This window comes from Agrobacterium sp. CMT1, assembly GCF_037203725.1.
Taxonomy (GTDB): domain Bacteria; phylum Pseudomonadota; class Alphaproteobacteria; order Rhizobiales; family Rhizobiaceae; genus Agrobacterium; species Agrobacterium pusense.
Map to the genome: position 1 here is coordinate 391,653 of NZ_JBBCAR010000007.1, position 18,231 is coordinate 409,883.

Sequence of the window (18,231 nt, forward strand, 5' to 3'; positions counted from 1 at the left end):
TCAGGGCCGTGGTTTGGCGCTTTGCATGCCGGTCTGAAGCTCCTGGGAGCAGACATGCCGCAACGACCATCGCAATATTTCGCCCTGCCTGCCGCAGACGATCGCGGTGTCGGCTTCACGGGCCGCCTCAGCCTGCGGTAGGGCGCCTTTGGCAAATTGTTGCCAGATGACAAAGCGCCCGCGGATCAGATTGGCATCGGCGGGGCCATAAAGCTGGGAGAAATTCGTCAGCACGGCGATTTCCATGGCAGAGGCGTTGCGCAACGAGCGAACCATGGCGAGGCGCAGCCACACATCGCCATTGGCGGGAAGACACGACAGGGCGTGGCGCATATAGGTTTCGGCAAAACCGAGGCGCATGGCATCCGTTTCTGGCGATGCATCCCCGGCATGGGCGTCGATATCGGCAAGCACGAGCCGCATCCCGGCCTTGATGATATCCGAACGGCAGATTTTTTCGGCAATGACGGGCTGCAGACCCTCGACGGTTTTCGTCAGCAGATCGGGAGAGAGACCATTGTCCTCGTCGGCAATGCGCGCCAAAGCGATGATATCGGAAAATCGTCGTGTTTCGGAAAAAGCCTGGGCCGCGAGCAACAACACAAATAGCGAAACGATCAATACCGGCGTGACCGTCAGGACCCTGCGCAGGCTCGGCACGCCAGCGGTCCTAGTCATGATAATATCGCGTGTAGCGGGAATGATAATATTCGCTTGAACCGTAAGCCCGGTAAAGCTTGAGCTTCTCCGTGTCGACCTTGTTGAGAATGACGCCCAGACATTTCTTGCGGATTTGAACTTCGTTTTCGATGGTGTTGCGAACCGCCCGCCGTGCGGTTTTGCCCCATTCCGTGACGAAAACGAAGCCGTCGATCCGGCCGGCCATCGCCCGCGCATCAACAACGGGGCCAAGTGGCGGCAGGTCGACGATGATGTAATCGAAGGCCCCGCTTGCCTCGGCCAGCAGGCGGTGCATCTGCGCGGAAGTCAGGAGTTCCGAGGAGTGCGGGACACGCTGCTTGACGACCGTGGGCAGGAAAGCAAGCCGAGTCTTTTCATCATGCACAAGCGCATCGCGGATAGAGCGACCTTCCAGCAGCACTTCAAGCAGGCCTGCTGTCGCGTGGCGGGCAAGGGCGCGGGTGGCGCCCGGGTTGCGAATATCCGCATCGAGCAGCAGCACCCTTGCGCCCTGTGCGGCCAGAAGCTGCGCGAGATTGATGGAAATTGTCGATTTTCCCTCACTCGGCAGGGCGGAGACGACGCCGACGACCCTGGCGCCGTTTTTTGCCGCTATGCCGAGATCGATCGCCAGCCGCGTGCTGCGCAGTGTTTCGGCGAAGGAGGAGAGCGGGTGGTCTACGGCATAACGGGCAACGCCGGAGGGGCGCGTGACGGTTGGGCCGCCATCTTGCCCTCTCGGTTCCGTGTCTGCGGCCAGCTTGTTCGGCACAAGCGGTGTATTGCCCAGAAATTCCAGGCCAAGCACGTCGCGGACCTGCTCCCCCGTGCGAAAAAAGCGATCGCGGAATTCGCGGAACATGGCGACGCCGCCGCCCGCGGCCGCACCCATGATCATGAACAGCGCCAGAATGAGCGCCTTGTTCGGCTTGCTCGGCGTTCTCGGCGGTACGGCCTTGGAGATCACGCGCGCTTCCGTCACCGGGAAGGACTGCTGCTGCATGGCCTCCTGATAACGCTGCAGGAATGTCTGATACATGTTCTTGTAGGTTTCCGCCTCGCGCTGCAATTCGCGAAGCTGAACCTGCGTCTCGCCGGCGGAGTTGCTGATATTGGTGGCCTTGGCGACGGTTTCGGCCAGGGATTTCTCCCTTGCTTCGGAAACTTCCAGATCGCTCTTATAACTTTGCGCGATACGGCTGATTTCCTGGAACATCAGCCTGCGATATTCCTGCATCTCGTTGCGCAGACGCACCGCCTGCACATGGTTGGCGCCCAGCCGACCGGTGATCTCGGCTTCGACCTTCGAGGATTCGAGATATTTCTTCCGCAGGTCGTTTGCGACCGAACTGTCGAGAATATCCGTCACGACCGCATCGACATCGTCGGTAGCGAGGATGTGTTCGATGCGTTGCACTCTTGCCCGCGCCCTGGCGGTTTCCGATTGCGCCAGGATAAGCGCGCTGTTCGACTCCGCCAGCTGCTGGTCGGAAAGCAGCCCGTTATTGCCGGTCGAGATCAGGTTATGCTCAGCACGGAATTTCTGGACGGCGAGGTCGGTGTCGAGCGCCCTCTGGCGCAGTTCGGCAATGCGATCGGACAGCCAGTCGCTCGCCCGCCTCGTTGCCTCATATTTGGAATTCAGCTTGTCCACCAGATAGGCTGCGGCGACCGCGTTGACGATCTGCGCTGCAAGGACCGGCGACGTCGAATTATAGGTGAGTTCCAGCGCATAGGTCCGGCCGATACGCTTGACGCTGAGACCCTGCAGCAACCGGTCCGAAAGACCCCTTTTCAGGGTTCCGTCATCCACTACCGCCTCTTTTGTCGCCGGCGCGAACCATCGCGATACGTTGACAAGTGAGCGGATGGTGCCCAGCACGGAGCTTAGGAACGAGGCGCGTGTCGCCCTGAATTCCTGGTTTTCCGTCAGGTTGAGGCTGTCGACCACGGCGAGGCCGATGGTTTCCGATTGCAGCACCTCGACCTGGCTGAGAATGGACGCCTCGTCCTCGATCACGCCCCCGATCGTCGAAAGCTGTTCGACAACCTGGCTGTTGTTGCGGTCTATCAAAAGGGTTGCAGTAGCCGAATAGATCGGAACGGCTGTGGCTGCGAAAGCAAGGCCGATTGCCCCGGCAACGGCGACGGCCGCCAGCACGATGCGCCACTGACGGCGAACCGTCGCAAGTGCGGCATCTATATCGATAAAGTCAGCCGTAAAGCCGTTTTTATCGAAATCGGCCATCGTCAGTGGATCGTGCCTTTGCAACAACTGTCAGCCTCGCTTTTTTAGGCAGGCACAGGGCCTGCCAAAGTCCCGGTTGCATCACGTTTCGGGCGATCGCCGCTCCCGTAGGGATTGGCAAGGCCGGGCTTTGTTAAACGGGGCTGGTGCTGACCGGCGTACTGGTGCTGCCGGTGGAAAGCGATCTGCCACGGCCGGCAGGCGCGCCTGTTCCACCGGACTGAGCGGTACCCGCCCCGGTCTGGCCGCCCGCCGAACCACCGACGCTGTTGCCGCTCGCAGGCGTGGAGCCCGCGCCGCCGATCGGCGAGGCGGCTGCTGCGGCCGCGGGTGCTGCTGCCGCAGCCGGGCCGGCCGCGGTTCCTTCAATGTTTTCGCTGAAGGCGATCAGCAGATCGGAAGGCACGCCGGCGCCCTTCGTCTGCAGCTGAATGGCGGCCGCAAGGATCGTGTTGTTGTTCTGCATCGCCGCGGAATAGGCAAGCGCCAGACCTTCGCCCACCACTTCCGAGAAATCCTTGTTGCCGACCTTCTGTGCCAATGCGACGACGGCGGGCAACTGGCTGGAGTCGCTCAGTACAAGTGCGGAAATCTGCTCGGAAAACTGCGCGGCACTGGTGGAGACGGCGATGATCGGAAATCCGCCCATCACCTTCGCCGCCAGCTCGGCCGTGGCGGCATCGGTGCTGGAAGCGACGGCGATCAGGTCCCTGACCGTTGGCGACGTCGGAGACTGCTTGAACGCTTCAGCGGCGGCAAGGGGAACCATGTCCGGACTGGTCGTGTTCACCCGCCCCAGAAAGGCGGCGGTGCTTTCATCGGGGGATTTGACCGGTGCGCCTGTCGCCACGCTCTGGGCGGGCGCGGCCTGCTGCTGCGGCGCGCCTGGCGCAGGTTCGACATTCTGTGCGTGGGCTGAGGCGGAAACTATAACCGTGCCGATAATCAATATCGCACCGGTGAGCGCCGAGCCATTAAGAAGGCGAGACATCACAACTCTCCAAATTTTTAAAATACGACTTTAATTACGCGCAATGCCGATATGGTTATTCAGCACTTAAAATGTTCTTCTTAGATCGCATAGGCTAGGCGGCGGATCAAGTGCTAAAATACTATGGGCGCAGTAACTCTGAATACAATTAACGGCTGCCTTCACCGACTCCCACGTTCACCATCAAGACGTGACCGTTTTTGCCCGCCGCGTTTTAAACTGGCTTCTGAGCCATTCTGTTGTAGGCTTCTCTACGAAGAGGTGAAAGAGGTGTGCGGTGGTGACCGTTATTCCGATAACGGAAATATAGATGGCGCTACTCCATTGCTGTTGAATCTCCACGACGTTGAGAATCCCCTTTAAAACTAGAAAAATAAACGGGTGAAGCAAATAAAGCGCATAAGAGGAGTCTCCGAGCGCCGAAATGGGCCGCGCGAAACGAGGCAGACCGATCTCTCGTGTCAACGTGGCTGCAGCCATCAAAAGAAAGGCACCGCCGCCGAGAACGGAAAGGCGAGGAAAGGAATAGAAACCAGGGTTACCATAGGATTCGAAAATGCGCAGATCTATGAGGCTCCAGACGGCCAGCCCGCAAAGGCCGACCGCAGCGCCGATTACCGGGTTGAGGCTGACCCCTCTAAGGTAGGCGACGGCCAGGAACATCCCGCCAACAAATTCGAGAACGATGGGTTGAAGCCAAAAGCTGAACGGCAACGCCACATTGAAGAACAAGCCCACTAGGACGCCACTGACCAAGGCCGCCGCCACATATAAGACGGCACGTTCCATTGGTAGAACGATGAACAGTGCGAATATTGCGTAAAAAAACATCTCGTAGTTCAGTGTCCACCCAAGATCGAGTATTGGGAACGGATACCTATCGCCATATCCCATGCTGTCATAGGGAATGAAGAAATAAGACGTGAGGATAGACTCGAGTGACGGGAAGGACTTAATACCGAGAATGGCCGCTGCTCCCAGTGCTACAAGGCGCAAGGTAAGAGCGAACCAGTAAAGGGGGACAATGCGTATAAGTCTACGGAGCAGAAAGGCCGATCTGCCCCCTGATTTCGTGAAATTGGACTGGGAAGCATAGACGATTACAAAACCGGATATGACGAAAAACAAGTCGACGCCGGCGCCCAACTTCTCCGTTGGCAGCGGAAAAAGAGAAAATTTCCAGTTGGCATGGGCATGCAGCGCAACGACCATCGTGGCCGCCACCGCGCGCATCAACTGAAGGGTATCAAGGCGTCTTGATCCGCCTACAAAAGAGGTTTGAGATATTTGTGTTCTCATCTTTCTACAAATTTATAAAAAATTATGACGCTCATAAGAGTAAAAAATATGGAGCTACTATCATGCCAAATAGCAGTTTCATGCAATGCACAAAATCCGACGCTACAACATTTTCGTTCAAAAAACTTCCAGCACCGTCAACTGGTCGCTGACGGCAAGCCGATATTGCCCGCCTTCCTGCGGAATAATGCGCTGGATAACGGAGCCGTCGTCCTGAAACCGGTGGGCAATCACCTGGCTGTGTGGACCGGTAACGATAAAGCTTGCTGCACGTTCGGCTGGCGGGTTTTCGATCTGCGCCGGCCATTGCCAGCCCGATATTGCAAGCCACACCGGCACAAGCAGCGCGCCATCCGGTCGCGACAGTCTCAGGGAAACACTTTCGGAGGCGCTTTCGACGAATTCGAGCTGGCATTGCGTGGGCGCGGTCTGGCGTCTTGCCGTCAGGAGCGAGAGCAGGGCGCGCACCGCCTCATAGGCGGCGGTGCGGCTCAGATCGTGGCGCAGCAGGCCGAAGGAGGACTCGGGATTGGTGTCATCCCGGGCGAAGCTTGACACCATTTCATAGATATATGTCCGGCGGATACCATTGATGAAGCACCACAGGAGCGTGCGCGGCATGTAGCGCGCCCTTATTCCTTCGGTGACAGGAAAATGAAAGCTCTGGGTCTTCAGGGCGCTATGGTAGCCGATTTCGGTGGCGAGCGTCGGCCTGCCTGCTGCTATGTGCGCGGAAGCGGCAAGAGACTTAGAGAGGGCGCCCGGCCCGCTCGTTTCTGGGTGTTCCATCCCCGCATAGGGATGAATATTGCCATATTGGCAAACCTTCGCGAGATCAAACGCCAGCGCCCGGTTGCTGAGGACATAGCTTGGCGCGGCAAGGGGAAGATCCCGGAGCGCGGGGTTTGCGCGGATCGCGTCGTGCAATGCCGTCTGATGTTGCGCCGAAAGGCGCGGCGCATTTTGCGGATCGGACGTAAGCACGGGTTCGTTGCTGCCTTCGAAAACCTCGATGCCGCCATCGCACCAGTCGTAGAAATCCACGAGCCTGTCCAATGGCGTGCTCAGATAGGGGTTGAGATCGTCAAAACAGATGACGGTGAGGCGCAGGCCTGACGCAACGATCTGGCGCAGCCGCTTAAAGGAGGCGCTTTCCCGGCGGTCTTCGGGAAAGATGATGCCTTCGTCGCGTAAATGCCGCACTCCGAGAGCCTTGAGTTCCGGAAGGATGCGGTCGAATTGTTCCGGATAGACACCACGTGTGCGGGTGAAATGGCCGCACACTCCAACACTGTCCAGAAATGCCTCGGTATTGGCAGAAAGATCGGTTTTGACCTGCGCCGGTGCGGCACGCAGACCACCGGCTGCGGCGAAGGCGAAAGAGGCTGCAGACAGCAATGTGCGTCGCGTCATGGAGCGAGCACCGACAGGCCTGTTTTCTTTCATCAACATCTCCTGCCGTTATTCGTGCTGACTATGTTCCTATCTCAATTCAACGGGCCAAGGTTGCACTTAAATGTCTGCGGGATGCCGAATTGACGACATTCTCTCCCCAGGCGAGCACGGGTGCTAAAACAAAACGATTGGCGGCCAGGCCGCATGTGATGGCCAAGAGGACAGAAATAGCCATAACGATGGATGGGGACAGCGATGTATTGGCTGGCGTAAACCCGATCCTGTCGAGAGCCGCATAGACGGACGGATGACACAGAAAAATGGCGTAGCTTGCACCGCCGAGGGGCGCCAGCCGATTGAGGACAGGCCTCTTCATCGCCGAAACCGCAAGGAAAACCGTCATGCCTGTGCCGTAGCTGATGGCGTAGCGATACCAGGTCTCCTCGAAGCCGTAGTCATGCGAATAGGCCAGGAGGCAGATGGGGAGAAGCATTGCGTAGAAAGTGCCGACCGCAATCCAGGCACAATATCGACTGTCACGGTTGCGCCCGGCATCTGACGCCTTCCACAGCGATGCCAGAAAGCACACACCCACCATCAGCGGCAGGGCAACCGGCATCTTGATGCCGAGCTTGTATCTTACGAGGGAGAGAATTGCCGCAAAACCAAAAAGCGCAACTGTTGCAGCCGTCACCACCCGCAAATCGGCTGCTCGTCCCATCAGGAACAGCAGCACGCACAGCGCGTAAAAAGTCAGATTGATCTGCAGGGTCCAGTAGAGCCCCATGACATTTTCCGTCATGAAAAAGCCCTGCAGCATCGTGGCGTTGATGGCGACGACATGGGCCGGGAATATCTGCCCGGGTCATCCCAGGGCATCAGCACGCCGAAAAAAAGTGACAGCCAGTAGGCGGGATAAAGATGGAAAAACCGATGCAGGACAAAGGCGGTAAGCGGTTTCCGATACCGCATGGCGGCATTTTGCAGCGATGAGAGAATGAAGTAACCGCCGAGCGCGAACAGCACGATCACGCCGAATTTGCCGACATCGAGAAAAACCTTGGTGACATCGAAAAGGGCCCGGGTCACTCCATCAGTATCGCCGCGATTGTGCATCTTCAGGGCCAAATGAGAATAAGCAACGCAAACTGCGGCAAGACCGCGCAACATGTCGAGATTGTAGTTTCTCGGAAGCTTTCCGCTACTTTGAGAAGACATGGGAATCCAAATTTTTTAAAATAAAAATAATAAGATCAATGGTGCAGCGGCGGGGCTGCATATCGTTAGGTTTTATATTCGAATATAATTAGCAACGGAGATTCTTTTTTGCAATACGGCATGAATTCCGCGGCGCCGCAAAAAATCACTTGAAACGGCGGTGTTTTCGGTGCTCTTTAAGCCCGATATTCTGATGTTGATTTTTAAATTGTTACTTCCTTCGGCCTGGTCGCCGCCCTTTCACGACCGTTCCTTTTGGTCGGTTCAGCGGTGCCGGTGCGGAAATATAAATTTTAAAGGATATTGAGCGTAGCCCCATGCGAATCCTCCATCTCAGCAGTCTTTACCCGCCGCATATCGTCGGTGGATGCGAACGCTCGGTCGAGCATCTGGCAGAGGAACTCGTTGCCATGGGGCATACGGTGGGTGCCGCCTGCATAGAGCGCCAGGCCGAGGCGAAGTCGGTGCGCAATGGCGTCAGCGTCTACCGCATGTTCCACAACAATGATTTCTGGCTGGAAGACTGGCCGCAATATACGCCGCAGCAAAGGCGTATGCAGAAGATCAGGCAACAATGGAATTTCAACGTCGAGAAGCAGTTCGAGGCGGTTCTTGACGATTTCAGGCCCGATGTCCTCAACACGCATTCGTTGCTCGATGTTACGACGCTGGTGTGGCGGGCGGCGCATAAGCGCCGCATTCCGATCGTGCATACGATTTGCGAATATGACCTGCTATGCGGCAACGCCGCCATGTTCAAGGGTGGCAAACCCTGCGACCATATTCATCTGGGCTGTCAGGTTGTGAATTTCACAAAGAAATTCACACAGCGTTATATCGGCGCGGTCGCGAGCGTCGGTACGGAAATCCTCAGGACGCATGTCAATCACGCGCTTTTCCACCATATTCCGGAAAGCCTGCGGCGCGTCATATTTTATTCCTGCACGGTCCCGGAAGGCGACCCCGTGGCGCGACGGCAGATCGACCGCAGCGGCCAGCCCATGACCTTCGGTTACATAGGCCGCATCAATACGGAGAAAGGCGTCGGCAACATGGTCGATGCTTTCAGGGAAATCGGTCATGGCAACTGGCGCTGTCTGGTGGCGGGCCACGCGATGGACGATTCCATCGAGCGCTTCAAGGCGCAGGCCGGCGATCTGCCGATCGAATTCATCGGCTGGGCGAAACCGAAGGAGTTTTTCGAACAGATCGATGTTCTCATCGTTCCCTCGTTCTGGGCAGAACCCTCACCACGCACGATCTATGAGGCCTATGCGATGGGCGTGCCGGTCATCGGCGCCGCCTCCGGCGGCATTCCGGAACTGATCGGCGAGACCAATCATGACTGGCTGTTCGAACCCGGCAATGCTGCCGATCTGGCTGCCCGTATCCGTCGGGTGCTGACACTGTCACGCGAGCAATTGCCGACGGAAGCCGACTTCGGAAATATTGTCGAGGAATCCACTTCGCGTCGGGTAGGCGAGAATTATGTGAAACTCTATGAGGACGTCCTGGCAAAAAGCAGGGCCGCGGCGGCATGACGGGCCGCCGACGGCGCGAGCCTGCTCCCGATGCCGTGGGTGAAGGCTTGAACAGGCCGCACTGGAGCCGGCCATGTTGAAAACGAAGGACGATACCCCCGGCCTTGAGAGGCGGTCGGTCACGAGCGCCCTGTGGAGCGCCGTCGGCGGTTACGGCAATGTCTTCCTCTCATTTGCAGTTTTTCTTATCCTCGCGCGTCTGCTGACGCCGGATGAGTTTGGCCTCGTCGCCATCGCCACGGTTTTTGTCGATATCATTCTCGTCATCGCGCGCGGCGGATTGCCGGAGGCGGTGGTGCAGCGGCCTCAACTTGAAGAAGACTATGCGGATACAGCCTTTTGGTTCTCCCTTGGCTGGGGCGCTGCCTTATGCGTTGCGCTGTCCGTGGCGGCACCGTTCCTCGCCGGCCTGTTCGGGCTCGCGGAACTCGGCCCCGTGTTGATGGCGCTTTCTGCGGTGCTCCTGATCATGGGTGCCGGCAGTATCCATGAGGCCCGGCTGCAGCGGGCGTTCGCGTTTCGAAAGCTGGCAATGCGGGCGATTTTTTCCAACATGCTCGCCGGGGCCATTGCCATAGTTCTTGCCCTCCAGGGATGGGGCATATGGGCCATGGTGGCCCAGCGCCTGCTGGCCAGTATCGCAACGACGATCATGAACTGGCTCGCATCAGGCTGGGTGCCGCGCCGCCGTTTCGTCAGGCATTACGCGGCTGACCAATGGAGTTTCGGGTCCAGAATTTTCTCGGCCAGCTTCCTGCTCGCCATGAACCTCAGACTTCAGGAACTGATCGCGGCCATGTTCCTGACGCCGGCTGCCGTGGGTTACATCAGGCTTTCCTGGCGCTGTATCGATCTTGTCAGCCAGTTCGCCGTTATTCCTTTCGGTTCGGTGGCCATGGCGACCTACTCGCAGGCCCATGCACAGAAAGGCTCGGTGGAAGAGGCCTGTCTCGGTTTCATCCGCTTTTCGGGCCTTCTCGCATTTCCCTGTTTTGCCGGCATGGCAGCGGTCGCGCCTATATTCATTCCAGTATTGTTTGGCGAAAACTGGAAACCCGCGGTGCCGGTGCTGCAAATTCTCTGCCTCATTGCCATACCCTTCGTGGTGGAATCCTTCACCTGGGGTGTTCTGGCGGCGATCAAAAGGCCAGGACTCAATCTCAAAATATCGGTCCTGCAATTGCTCGCCGGTATCGGACTGAGTTTCCTTGCCGCTCCTTTCGGTCTTTATCCTGTCGTCTGGGCGCATGTCGCGAAAGTGTACGGCGTCTGGCCAGTGGGTGTTTTTTATACCCAGCGTTACGGCGGCGTGGAATTCCAGAAAATCATGAGGGTCATTGCCATCCCGCTCGGTGCATCGATCGTCATGGGAGCGTCCGTATTTGGATTGGAGCAGGTCATCGAGGGTAGATTGCCTCCGATCATCTCTCTCGCATGTCTGGTCGTGGTGGGCGCCTGCATCTACGCGGCGCTGATTTTCGCGGCCATGCCCGCGGTCGCGAAAACCTCGGTCGTAGAGTTGCGCAAAATTCTGTCGCGCCGCTAAAGCGGGGCATTGCAGACTATTTCGCCGTCGTCTCTCATCAGGAAAAGGGCAGCGCCCGCAATTTTTCAGGACCGGGGAAGACGGGTCGCGGGCGCAGAATATCCCGGAATGCGGCCGGGTGACGGATGGTTTTTAGGGCAAGAGCCAGCAATTGCCTGTTTTTATAGAGCTTTACCATCTCGGCTTTCACCGGTTCCCGGCGTTGCGACAGATTAAGACGCGCCTTTCGCTCAAGAAGAGCGTTGCGCCCGCCGTCCCCCTGCTGGAGCCGCTCGATGAGCATGTCACTCGAGGCGAGTAAGTGCGCATTATTGACGACTGTCTGCGATGTCGACCGCTGACCCGATACTGCGCCGGTGGGCGTGGTGTATAGATAGAGCGCCTCATCAAGAATGGCTGCCCTGCAGCCGGTGAGAATCAATTCGGCATAAAGAAGAAAATCCTCACCGACTCGAAATGTGTCGTGGTAGCGAAGATTATTCTCCGTAAGCAATTGCTTGCGAAAAACAGGCTTCAGCCATCCCGCGTGGCTGTGTCGGCCGGGGCCATCGTTTTCGCAGAGGGTCCGGATCGTCCATTTCGAAAGCGCGTTCTCCATCGCAAAGGCCGGGCCGACGATGGTATCGGCCCCGAGGTCGTAAAGCAGGAGATTGTCAGCGATCATATCGAGGCCGACACGGTCGGATATTTCCGCCAGCCTTTTCAATCGATCGGGCAGGTAGGCGTCATCGGCATCGAGAAGCGCGATCCATTCTCCCCGTGCATGCTCGATGCCCGCGTTGCGGGATGCGGCCGGGCCGGCATTTTTCGGCTGGCGCAAGACCCGGAAGCGCGGGTCGCGCGCAGCATGGACTTCTGCCATCTCCGCCGTACCGTCGGTGGAAGCGTCGTCGATGATCAGGGCTTCCCAGTCACCGAAGCTCTGTTGGGTGAGGCTGTCTAGTGCGCGTGCCAGGGTTTTTTCGGAGTTGAAGGCCGGAACGAGAATGGAATAACGCATGAAGCCTCTTGCAGTTGGCTGGCCCTGGACCTGAAGCGACGACCGAGCGGGTTACCTGCTGCTGCGGTTTCGCGTGCGAGGCCTGTGGGAAACGCCCACGGAGCTTCATCGGGGATCAGGGAAAGTGTTCCTGTTTGTATCGGCACTGGCGGGGCGTCCTGAATGTTTAAATTATGGCCGGTTTTTCCCGGAAATATGCTGCAGTCATTTTAAGTATCCATCTTTTTTAAAGGCAATTTTCTTCAGGAATAAAGTGAAATCTCTCTCGTCAAAACAATAAACGGATATTCAAACGACATGTTGTATGGCGGTGACAGCGACGGGGTTACACGATAATCGAAAGACCCGATTCCACGATCTTCAGGACCGTCAGCCTGCCGGTGGTAAAAGCACCGGTATCGATGCCTACCCGTTGAGGCCCGGTTTCCGGTTCCGTCACCGGCGTGTGGCCGTGGATGACAAGGAGGTCCAGTCCCGCGCCCTGGGACAGAAAAGGTTCCCTGATCCACAACATGTCCTCATCGGTCTGCGCTTCGAGCGGCAGACCCGGACGCAGGCCGGCATGCACAAAAATATAGGGCCCGATGCGGGCGTAGATCGGCAAATTGGCCAAAAGCTGGCGGTGAGTCTGGGGAATGGCGCCCAGCAGGGCATCCTTGAAGGGTTGAACCCTCAGGCGGCCCTTTTCAATGAAATAATCAATATCCACACCATAGGACAGAAGCGTCTGGCGACCGCCGAAATCCAGCCAATGCATGTTTTCGCGCGGGTTTTCGAGAAAGTCGCTGAACAGCTGCTCGTGATTGCCACACACCGCGATGCGGCGCAGTGGCGCAGGCGGCGGCCGCAGCAGATGCTCGAGAACCCCACAGGAATCGCGTCCGCGATCGACATAATCGCCGAGCAGCACGACAAGGGCGGGAGAGCGGTCGCCGGCCAGATCCGCAATGATTTTTTGTTCTGCCTGCAAAAGCAGGTCGAGACTGCCGTGCACATCGCCGATGGCATAGATCGGAAAGGATGTCAGCCTGTCGCCAAGCTCAACTCTGCGCCGTCTCCGCGCCTCGCGGGGGGCTGGTTGTTTACGACCGCGAATCCAGTTGAGCACCTTGGGCATAGCTGCCGATACTGTCTCCCTTACACGAGGTCAAGAGCGTTGGAAGCTGATGCCACGTCACCCGCCCGAGACAGGTCGTGCCCGGTCAGAATCTCGCTCCCGGCCCCTGCCGGAAGGCTTCGCCAGAAGCGGTTTTTGCGCGGCGGTGCCTCGATCGGCGAGCGGCAGGATACTCTTTTTCGCCTGCAAAGACTATGTCTGCTTCAGACCTAGAGTTTCAGCCAGACACGCGGGTCTTCGTGCGACTGGATCTTGATCCATTTCAGATCCACGGACTTCCACGGTTTGACGACATTGGTGCGATTGTCCAGCACCAAATCCCCTTGGGTGGTGCTGACCACCAGAACCGCGTGGCCGACACCGCTGGGGGTGCGCGCGGTGGCGATGCGCAGGGCGCCGGAAGGCCAGCCGGCACGCAGCAGGCGCTGCCGCTTGCTCACCGCATAGTCATCGCAATCACCGCTTGTCGGGTTCAGCTTCCATTCGTCTTCGCCCTCCAGTTCGCCAACATAGGTTATTGCGGTGTTGATCTCGGAGTTGATGCGCTGAAGCTCCACGCGTTTCTGTTTGGTCAGTTCGATCGTGTCACGATCACCAATGCGCACGCATTGGTCGGCGGCATTGTCGCAGAATTTGGCAAAGGCGATCGGCGCGATCGTGGGACGGCTTGTCGTCATGAATTGGCCGGGCCGCGAGGCCGACGGGTTTTTCGCGAGGCCGCCGAGCTGAACGGCCGGTGCCGTCGTCGCCACGCCTGCCGCCACGCCGATGGCAATGGCCAGACTTGCCGCCACACGGGTTGTTTTCTTCGCCATGTTCTTGCCCCTGCACAGTTGTTTTCCTTATGCCCCGGGAACATAGCGATGCTTTCTTGCAGGCCGTTTAAGTCGATAGATTGCTTTTTAGTGAAATCCCATTTTTCTCGCGGGAATGCCATCAGTTGCAGCGTGTTCGGCCTTCGGCGTCGACGATACATGTCTGCTGCGGCACGCTGGTTCTCCGGTCGCGCCGCGTGTTCGGGGAGACGCGGCCGGCGGGCGGCCTGTCGTAACTGCGGGGCACTTCGAAATTTCGCCCGCCTATCGTTCCCTGCGCACCACCGCGGCCATCCGGCGCGATCTCGAAATTCTGATATTGCTGGGCAGGTGCCGAACCCGCCAGGCAAGCGGCAACGATCCATGCGCCGCTCGCAAGGGCCGCCCGAACTGCTGCTGTTAGATGCCGATGCGCCGTCATTCCGTTTCCTCCGGGGCGCGCGAATGGTCGTCGCCGGCAGCGCCGTTTTCATCTCGCCGTATCGCTGATCATATCATTGATGCTGCAGCTGTCGTGAGAAGGATTTGACGGTTCCCGCGCATGGAATCACCCGCCGCTGTCTCGTCGTGCGACCGGCTGATCAATCGGCTTCTGCCTGCCTAACCGGAACATAAAAGGGCCTTTTTCCCGCTGAAAAATTAAGCTCTTCTCCGCTGCATTTATAGGCTTCACAATCCTGTAACAACGGACCTAATATACAAGTGCAGATGCCGAATCGCTCAGGAGAAGCCCTTGACGATTGCAGTTTCACCACAGGCCCTGCCGGCGCTCGTTCTGAACGCGGACTATAGGCCGCTGAGTTATTATCCCTTGTCGTTATGGTCCTGGCAGGACGCGATCAAGGCCGTCTTTCTAGACCGTGTGAACATCATTGCAGAATATGATCATGCGGTGTCGTCACCCAGCTTTTCCATGCGGCTGCCGAGTGTCGTCAGCCTCAAGACCTATGTGCAGCCCACCCGCAACCCAGCTTTCACGCGCTTCAACGTCTTCCTACGGGACAAGTTTGAATGCCAGTATTGCGGGACACGCGACGAATTGACCTTCGACCATGTGATTCCCCGCGCGCATGGCGGTGAAACCACCTGGCACAATGTCGTGGCGGCGTGCTCTCCCTGCAACCTTAAAAAAGGCAGCAAGCTTCCCAAACAGGCGGGCATGTTCCCGGCGCAGAAGCCTTTCCAGCCGACGGTTCAGGACCTGCACAATAATGGGCGTCTGTTTCCGCCCAATTATCTGCATGAAAGCTGGATGGACTATCTTTACTGGGATACCGAGCTGCAGCCCTGAGCTTTCAGGACTGCAAGGCGGTTTTCCGCTTACCGGGATTTACGGCTTGCGCCGAAAAAGGCGACTGCCGCAAGTGCCAGACTTGCGATGACATTCCATCCGGCGAACGACAGGCCGAGGACACGAAGTGCCGCATCATTGCAGGAAGGCGCCTTGATGGCGTTGAGGTTACCCAACAGGTCGCCAGCATTGGTCGTGATGGAAGGCGCCCCGGTGGCGCAGGTAATCGGCCCCGCCCAGAAACCCCATTCCACACCCGCATGATAGACGCCGAGGCCGGCCCCAATCAGCATGGCCAGGCCGATAAGGGCAAGAAGCAGCCGTGTTATTTGAACCGGCAATTTGAAAATGCTGGATGCAATGGCCAAGATGCCAAGCGGAATGGCGTAATAATAGGGATCGCGCTGTAGCAGGCACAGCGCGCAGGGCGTGTAACCGCCAATATGCTGGAAACCGAGGGCTGAGCCGACGGTAAAGATCATTCCCGCCGTGACGCCGAGAGCGGCGAGTGTGCGGCTATTATCGGCGGATGTCGCATTGGCCATGTAAATTTCCCCAAACTTCGCGAAGAAGCAGATATCCCGAACGGGCTTTCAAAAAGGCGGGCGTGATGGCGAAATTAAGTCGCCGATCTCGATGAATGTTACGGGATTCGTCTAATCCAGTCCTCTGCAACTGGCAAATGAAAGCCTGGTAAGAAACGGAGGCGGATGAGCAAGCTTTCGTGAGGACACCAGCCTCTACGCCACCCATCGAAGCCGCTATGAAAAAAGCATCTGGAGCAGGGAAAATTGAGATATGTAGGTAATGGTACCCCAAGCCGGGATCGAACCAGCACTCCTTTCGGAACCGCATTTTGAGTGCGGCGCGTCTACCAATTCCGCCATTGGGGCAACGGTGGTAATGTCACGGCGTCTATCACGGGCAAGACCCTGCGTGCAACCCCAAAAGCTGGAAATTTGCGCGTTTGAGCGTGTAACTTCGCGCCTTTCAAATGACAGCTCATCGCTGCCATTCCTTGGAATTTTAAGCGTTTCGCTGTGCCTGAGCACCAGGTAGGGCGAGGACGGACAGGCCGCTGGCTTCCGGTATGGCGCTCGTCGTTTCCCACCATTGGCCGAGAGAGTCGATCAGCGGTACAAGCGTGTTGCCCGCGGGGGTCAGGTCGTATTCGACGCGCAACGGATAACCCTGAAACTCTGTCCGTTGAACGATGCCGGCGTCTTCCAGTTTGCGCAATTCCAGTGCGAGCATCTTATGCGAGATCGTCGGGTTGTCCCTGCGCAGATCGCTGAAGCGTTTTGTGCCATCCTTCAGGTAGTAGATCAGGAGCGTCGGCCAGCGCCCGCTCAGGACCTGCATGGCCTCCTCGATGGGGCAACGGGATACAAGGTCCTTCATCAGTGCCTCGTGGTTACAAAAAGGTTCGTAATTTACTTGGCGCTGCCCGGCGCTAAGTTCAACCCGCTGCGCAGCGCCCTCGAAACTGAGAGTATGAAAAATGGAACCGATTTTACTTTATGGCTTCCCGGCGGGAAGTTCGATGGGGCTTGTCGCGGCGCTTGAGTGGCTTGGCAAGCCGTACAGGCTTTGCCGGGTGGATATGCTCGGTGAAATGCGGCAGGCACCCTATAAGCGTATCAATCGACGCGTCGAAACGCCCGTCCTTATCACGGACAGGGGCGAGATACTGACCGAGACGATGGCGATCGCTGCATGGCTGGAAACACGCGACACCGAGCGGCGTATCAGTTTCGATCTCCATTCACGGGAGGCCGAGCTGATGCATCAGTTTATGGCGTTCATAAACACCGGCTTCACCGGCGCTTTCACCCCGCTGTGGGTTGCGCTTGAGATGGAGCCGCCGAACCCGGCCCTGCAATCGGCTCTTCGGCAGTATGGAACGGACGCCGTGATCAGACGGCACGACCTGCTGGAGGAGATGATTGGCGTCACCCCCTTTGCAATCGGCGACAGGCCGAGCCTCGCGGATGGAATCCTGGTCGGTGTCGCCCGCTGGCTGGAGATTCACGATGTGGCTGACCCGGGCCGGTGGCCAAAGCTAGCCGCGTTGCGCAGGCGTCTCGAGGCTGATCCCGCTATTGTCTATGCGAGTGGCCTGGAACGTGGAGAGCCGGCTAAAGGCAATGGAAGCTGCCGGGGCCATGTTGATCTCGCAACGCTTGTCGAACGGTTCGGAAACTGAAGAGGGCAGCGTGGACGGATTTTACCGCCCACGCTGTCTCGAAATGATACATCCTCGGTTGCGTTTTCATGATAATTTTAGATAGTTCTAATAAATTAGTATGTACGCAATTGCTAATTGAATTTATAATGGCCGGGTGGAGTTTCCACGCGGGGCGGGAGTAGCCAACTCATAGGGAGGAAATTATGAGGGCTTTTTCTCGCAATTTATTATTGTCTGCCTGCCTGATCCTGCCGGTCAACGCCCACGCGCTGGATATAGGGATCGGTGGAGAGAATGGGGTTAATGCGAGCGTGGGTGGTAATGGCAGCGGTGGGCTCGGGGTCGATGCTTCCGTTGGTGGCAGCGGCGGCGTCAACGCCAGTGCCGATGTCGGCGGCAGAAGCGGCGGCGGATTGGGCGCGGACGTCAACGCTTCGGTTGGTGGCAGCAATGGGGTCAATGCGGATGTCAACGCATCCGTCGGCGGTTCCAGCGGGGTCAATGCGGGCGTGAACGCCTCCGTTGGCGGCTCCAACGGCGTCAATGCCAATGTCGGCGCAAATGTCGGCGGATCGAGCGGCCTGGGCGTTGATGTCGGTCTCGGCATTGGCGGTTCAGGTTCCACGGGCAATCCCGGTAATCCGGGCAATCCTGGAAACCCGGGCAGTCCGGGAAATCCGAGCAATCCCGGCAAATCGGGGCCGGTAACGCCTGGCGCCATGCGTAACGCCATTCAGGCTTATAACGACATGTCGCGCACCGAGCAGATCAGGCTCGCCCGGCGTTGCATCGATATTCTGGGTGGCGGATACGATGCAGCTTTGACGCAATTGTGCAAAATGATCCGGACGGCCTCGCGCTGAAGCTGGACCCGAACAATCCGGAGGATGCCGTTGGCGTC

The 18,231-nt window shown here is 57.9% G+C and carries 18 protein-coding genes and 1 tRNA gene; 5 read left to right on the forward strand and 14 right to left on the reverse strand.

The features are described from left to right. The 7 genes from WA845_RS10435 to WA845_RS10465 all read right to left on the reverse strand — a co-directional run bounded on the left by WA845_RS10435 (position 1) and on the right by WA845_RS10465 (position 7,832). Positions 1-678, reverse strand: a complete 678-nt coding sequence (locus WA845_RS10435) for a hypothetical protein (RefSeq protein ID WP_112554752.1) — start codon at positions 676-678, stop codon at positions 1-3. Next, on the reverse strand, positions 671-2,929 hold the full coding sequence (locus tag WA845_RS10440) for a polysaccharide biosynthesis tyrosine autokinase (protein ID WP_337322309.1): 2,259 nt from the start codon (positions 2,927-2,929) through the stop codon (positions 671-673). The genes WA845_RS10435 and WA845_RS10440 overlap by 8 nt, the downstream gene beginning before the upstream one ends. Before the next feature lie 133 nt (positions 2,930-3,062). Then, on the reverse strand, positions 3,063-3,920 hold the full coding sequence (locus WA845_RS10445; RefSeq protein ID WP_112554754.1) for a hypothetical protein: 858 nt from the start codon (positions 3,918-3,920) through the stop codon (positions 3,063-3,065). Positions 3,921-4,103: 183 nt separating this feature from the next. After that, positions 4,104-5,219, reverse strand: coding sequence for an acyltransferase family protein (locus tag WA845_RS10450; protein WP_112554756.1), 1,116 nt, complete (start codon positions 5,217-5,219; stop codon positions 4,104-4,106). Positions 5,220-5,336: 117 nt separating this feature from the next. After that, positions 5,337-6,665 carry a hypothetical protein gene (locus WA845_RS10455; protein WP_112554758.1) on the reverse strand — a complete coding sequence of 443 codons (1,329 nt, stop codon included), beginning with the start codon at positions 6,663-6,665 and terminating at the stop codon, positions 5,337-5,339. Between the two features lie 46 nt (positions 6,666-6,711). Further along, positions 6,712-7,416: an acyltransferase family protein gene (locus WA845_RS10460; RefSeq protein WP_162719190.1), complete on the reverse strand. Its 705-nt coding sequence runs from the start codon at positions 7,414-7,416 to the stop codon at positions 6,712-6,714. Next, positions 7,413-7,832, reverse strand: coding sequence for an acyltransferase family protein (locus WA845_RS10465; protein WP_112554762.1), 420 nt, complete (start codon positions 7,830-7,832; stop codon positions 7,413-7,415). The genes WA845_RS10460 and WA845_RS10465 overlap by 4 nt, the downstream gene beginning before the upstream one ends. 317 nt (positions 7,833-8,149) lie before the next feature. On the opposite strand from WA845_RS10465, the gene WA845_RS10470 reads away from it, so the two are divergent. Together WA845_RS10470 and WA845_RS10475 are read left to right on the forward strand one after the other, a co-directional pair. Next, a complete protein-coding gene (locus WA845_RS10470) occupies positions 8,150-9,373 on the forward strand; it encodes a glycosyltransferase (protein WP_112554764.1) in 1,224 nt (407 codons plus the stop codon). A 73-nt stretch (positions 9,374-9,446) separates the two neighbouring features. Continuing rightward, positions 9,447-10,919 (forward strand): oligosaccharide flippase family protein, encoded by a 1,473-nt coding sequence (locus WA845_RS10475; protein WP_112554766.1) that lies wholly within the window; start codon positions 9,447-9,449, stop codon positions 10,917-10,919. Positions 10,920-10,956: 37 nt separating this feature from the next. Here the strand turns inward: WA845_RS10475 and WA845_RS10480 are convergent, their stop codons facing one another. From WA845_RS10480 to WA845_RS10495, 4 genes are all read right to left on the reverse strand, one after another. Further along, complete coding sequence (locus WA845_RS10480) at positions 10,957-11,919, reverse strand: glycosyltransferase family 2 protein (RefSeq protein WP_337322310.1); 963 nt, start codon at positions 11,917-11,919, stop codon at positions 10,957-10,959. A gap of 325 nt (positions 11,920-12,244) precedes the next feature. Beyond that, a complete protein-coding gene (locus WA845_RS10485) occupies positions 12,245-13,036 on the reverse strand; it encodes a metallophosphoesterase (RefSeq protein WP_112554770.1) in 792 nt (263 codons plus the stop codon). 209 nt (positions 13,037-13,245) lie between these two features. Next, positions 13,246-13,851: a transglutaminase-like cysteine peptidase gene (locus WA845_RS10490; protein WP_112554773.1), complete on the reverse strand. Its 606-nt coding sequence runs from the start codon at positions 13,849-13,851 to the stop codon at positions 13,246-13,248. Positions 13,852-13,972: 121 nt separating this feature from the next. Beyond that, on the reverse strand, positions 13,973-14,272 hold the full coding sequence (locus tag WA845_RS10495) for a hypothetical protein (protein ID WP_112554775.1): 300 nt from the start codon (positions 14,270-14,272) through the stop codon (positions 13,973-13,975). A 312-nt stretch (positions 14,273-14,584) separates the two neighbouring features. Between WA845_RS10495 and WA845_RS10500 the strand changes: the two genes are divergently transcribed. Further along, positions 14,585-15,142: an HNH endonuclease gene (locus WA845_RS10500; protein ID WP_003585610.1), complete on the forward strand. Its 558-nt coding sequence runs from the start codon at positions 14,585-14,587 to the stop codon at positions 15,140-15,142. Between the two features lie 29 nt (positions 15,143-15,171). Here WA845_RS10500 and WA845_RS10505 read toward each other — a convergent pair whose 3' ends face one another. From WA845_RS10505 to WA845_RS10515, 3 genes are all read right to left on the reverse strand, one after another. Further along, positions 15,172-15,687 (reverse strand): disulfide bond formation protein B, encoded by a 516-nt coding sequence (locus WA845_RS10505; RefSeq protein ID WP_112554777.1) that lies wholly within the window; start codon positions 15,685-15,687, stop codon positions 15,172-15,174. A gap of 263 nt (positions 15,688-15,950) precedes the next feature. Beyond that, positions 15,951-16,035, reverse strand: a tRNA-Leu gene (locus WA845_RS10510). Between the two features lie 133 nt (positions 16,036-16,168). Beyond that, a complete protein-coding gene (locus WA845_RS10515; RefSeq protein WP_337322311.1) occupies positions 16,169-16,543 on the reverse strand; it encodes a winged helix-turn-helix transcriptional regulator in 375 nt (124 codons plus the stop codon). Between the two features lie 100 nt (positions 16,544-16,643). On the opposite strand from WA845_RS10515, the gene WA845_RS10520 reads away from it, so the two are divergent. Beyond that, positions 16,644-17,348: a glutathione S-transferase family protein gene (locus WA845_RS10520; RefSeq protein ID WP_035211668.1), complete on the forward strand. Its 705-nt coding sequence runs from the start codon at positions 16,644-16,646 to the stop codon at positions 17,346-17,348. A gap of 185 nt (positions 17,349-17,533) precedes the next feature. Further along, positions 17,534-18,193: a polysaccharide biosynthesis GNAT family N-acetyltransferase UppQ gene (gene uppQ, locus WA845_RS10525; protein ID WP_337322312.1), complete on the forward strand. Its 660-nt coding sequence runs from the start codon at positions 17,534-17,536 to the stop codon at positions 18,191-18,193. Positions 18,194-18,231 lie beyond the last annotated feature (38 nt).

Bases quoted from the DNA above. Each gene is read 5' to 3' on its own strand.
- WA845_RS10505 (WP_112554777.1), bottom strand. From the start codon at position 15,687: ATGGCCAATGCGACATCCGCCGATAATAGCCGCACACTCGCCGCTCTC.
- WA845_RS10460 (WP_162719190.1), bottom strand. From the start codon at position 7,416: ATGACGGAAAATGTCATGGGGCTCTACTGGACCCTGCAGATCAATCTG.
- WA845_RS10520 (WP_035211668.1), top strand. From the start codon at position 16,644: ATGGAACCGATTTTACTTTATGGCTTCCCGGCGGGAAGTTCGATGGGG.
- WA845_RS10450 (WP_112554756.1), bottom strand. From the start codon at position 5,219: ATGAGAACACAAATATCTCAAACCTCTTTTGTAGGCGGATCAAGACGC.
- WA845_RS10440 (WP_337322309.1), bottom strand. From the start codon at position 2,929: ATGGCCGATTTCGATAAAAACGGCTTTACGGCTGACTTTATCGATATA.
- WA845_RS10495 (WP_112554775.1), bottom strand. From the start codon at position 14,272: ATGACGGCGCATCGGCATCTAACAGCAGCAGTTCGGGCGGCCCTTGCG.
- WA845_RS10455 (WP_112554758.1), bottom strand. From the start codon at position 6,665: ATGAAAGAAAACAGGCCTGTCGGTGCTCGCTCCATGACGCGACGCACA.
- WA845_RS10490 (WP_112554773.1), bottom strand. From the start codon at position 13,851: ATGGCGAAGAAAACAACCCGTGTGGCGGCAAGTCTGGCCATTGCCATC.
- WA845_RS10445 (WP_112554754.1), bottom strand. From the start codon at position 3,920: ATGTCTCGCCTTCTTAATGGCTCGGCGCTCACCGGTGCGATATTGATT.
- uppQ (WP_337322312.1), top strand. From the start codon at position 17,534: ATGAGGGCTTTTTCTCGCAATTTATTATTGTCTGCCTGCCTGATCCTG.
- WA845_RS10485 (WP_112554770.1), bottom strand. From the start codon at position 13,036: ATGCCCAAGGTGCTCAACTGGATTCGCGGTCGTAAACAACCAGCCCCC.
- WA845_RS10470 (WP_112554764.1), top strand. From the start codon at position 8,150: ATGCGAATCCTCCATCTCAGCAGTCTTTACCCGCCGCATATCGTCGGT.
- WA845_RS10515 (WP_337322311.1), bottom strand. From the start codon at position 16,543: ATGAAGGACCTTGTATCCCGTTGCCCCATCGAGGAGGCCATGCAGGTC.
- WA845_RS10465 (WP_112554762.1), bottom strand. From the start codon at position 7,832: ATGTCTTCTCAAAGTAGCGGAAAGCTTCCGAGAAACTACAATCTCGAC.
- WA845_RS10475 (WP_112554766.1), top strand. From the start codon at position 9,447: ATGTTGAAAACGAAGGACGATACCCCCGGCCTTGAGAGGCGGTCGGTC.
- WA845_RS10435 (WP_112554752.1), bottom strand. From the start codon at position 678: ATGACTAGGACCGCTGGCGTGCCGAGCCTGCGCAGGGTCCTGACGGTC.
- WA845_RS10480 (WP_337322310.1), bottom strand. From the start codon at position 11,919: ATGCGTTATTCCATTCTCGTTCCGGCCTTCAACTCCGAAAAAACCCTG.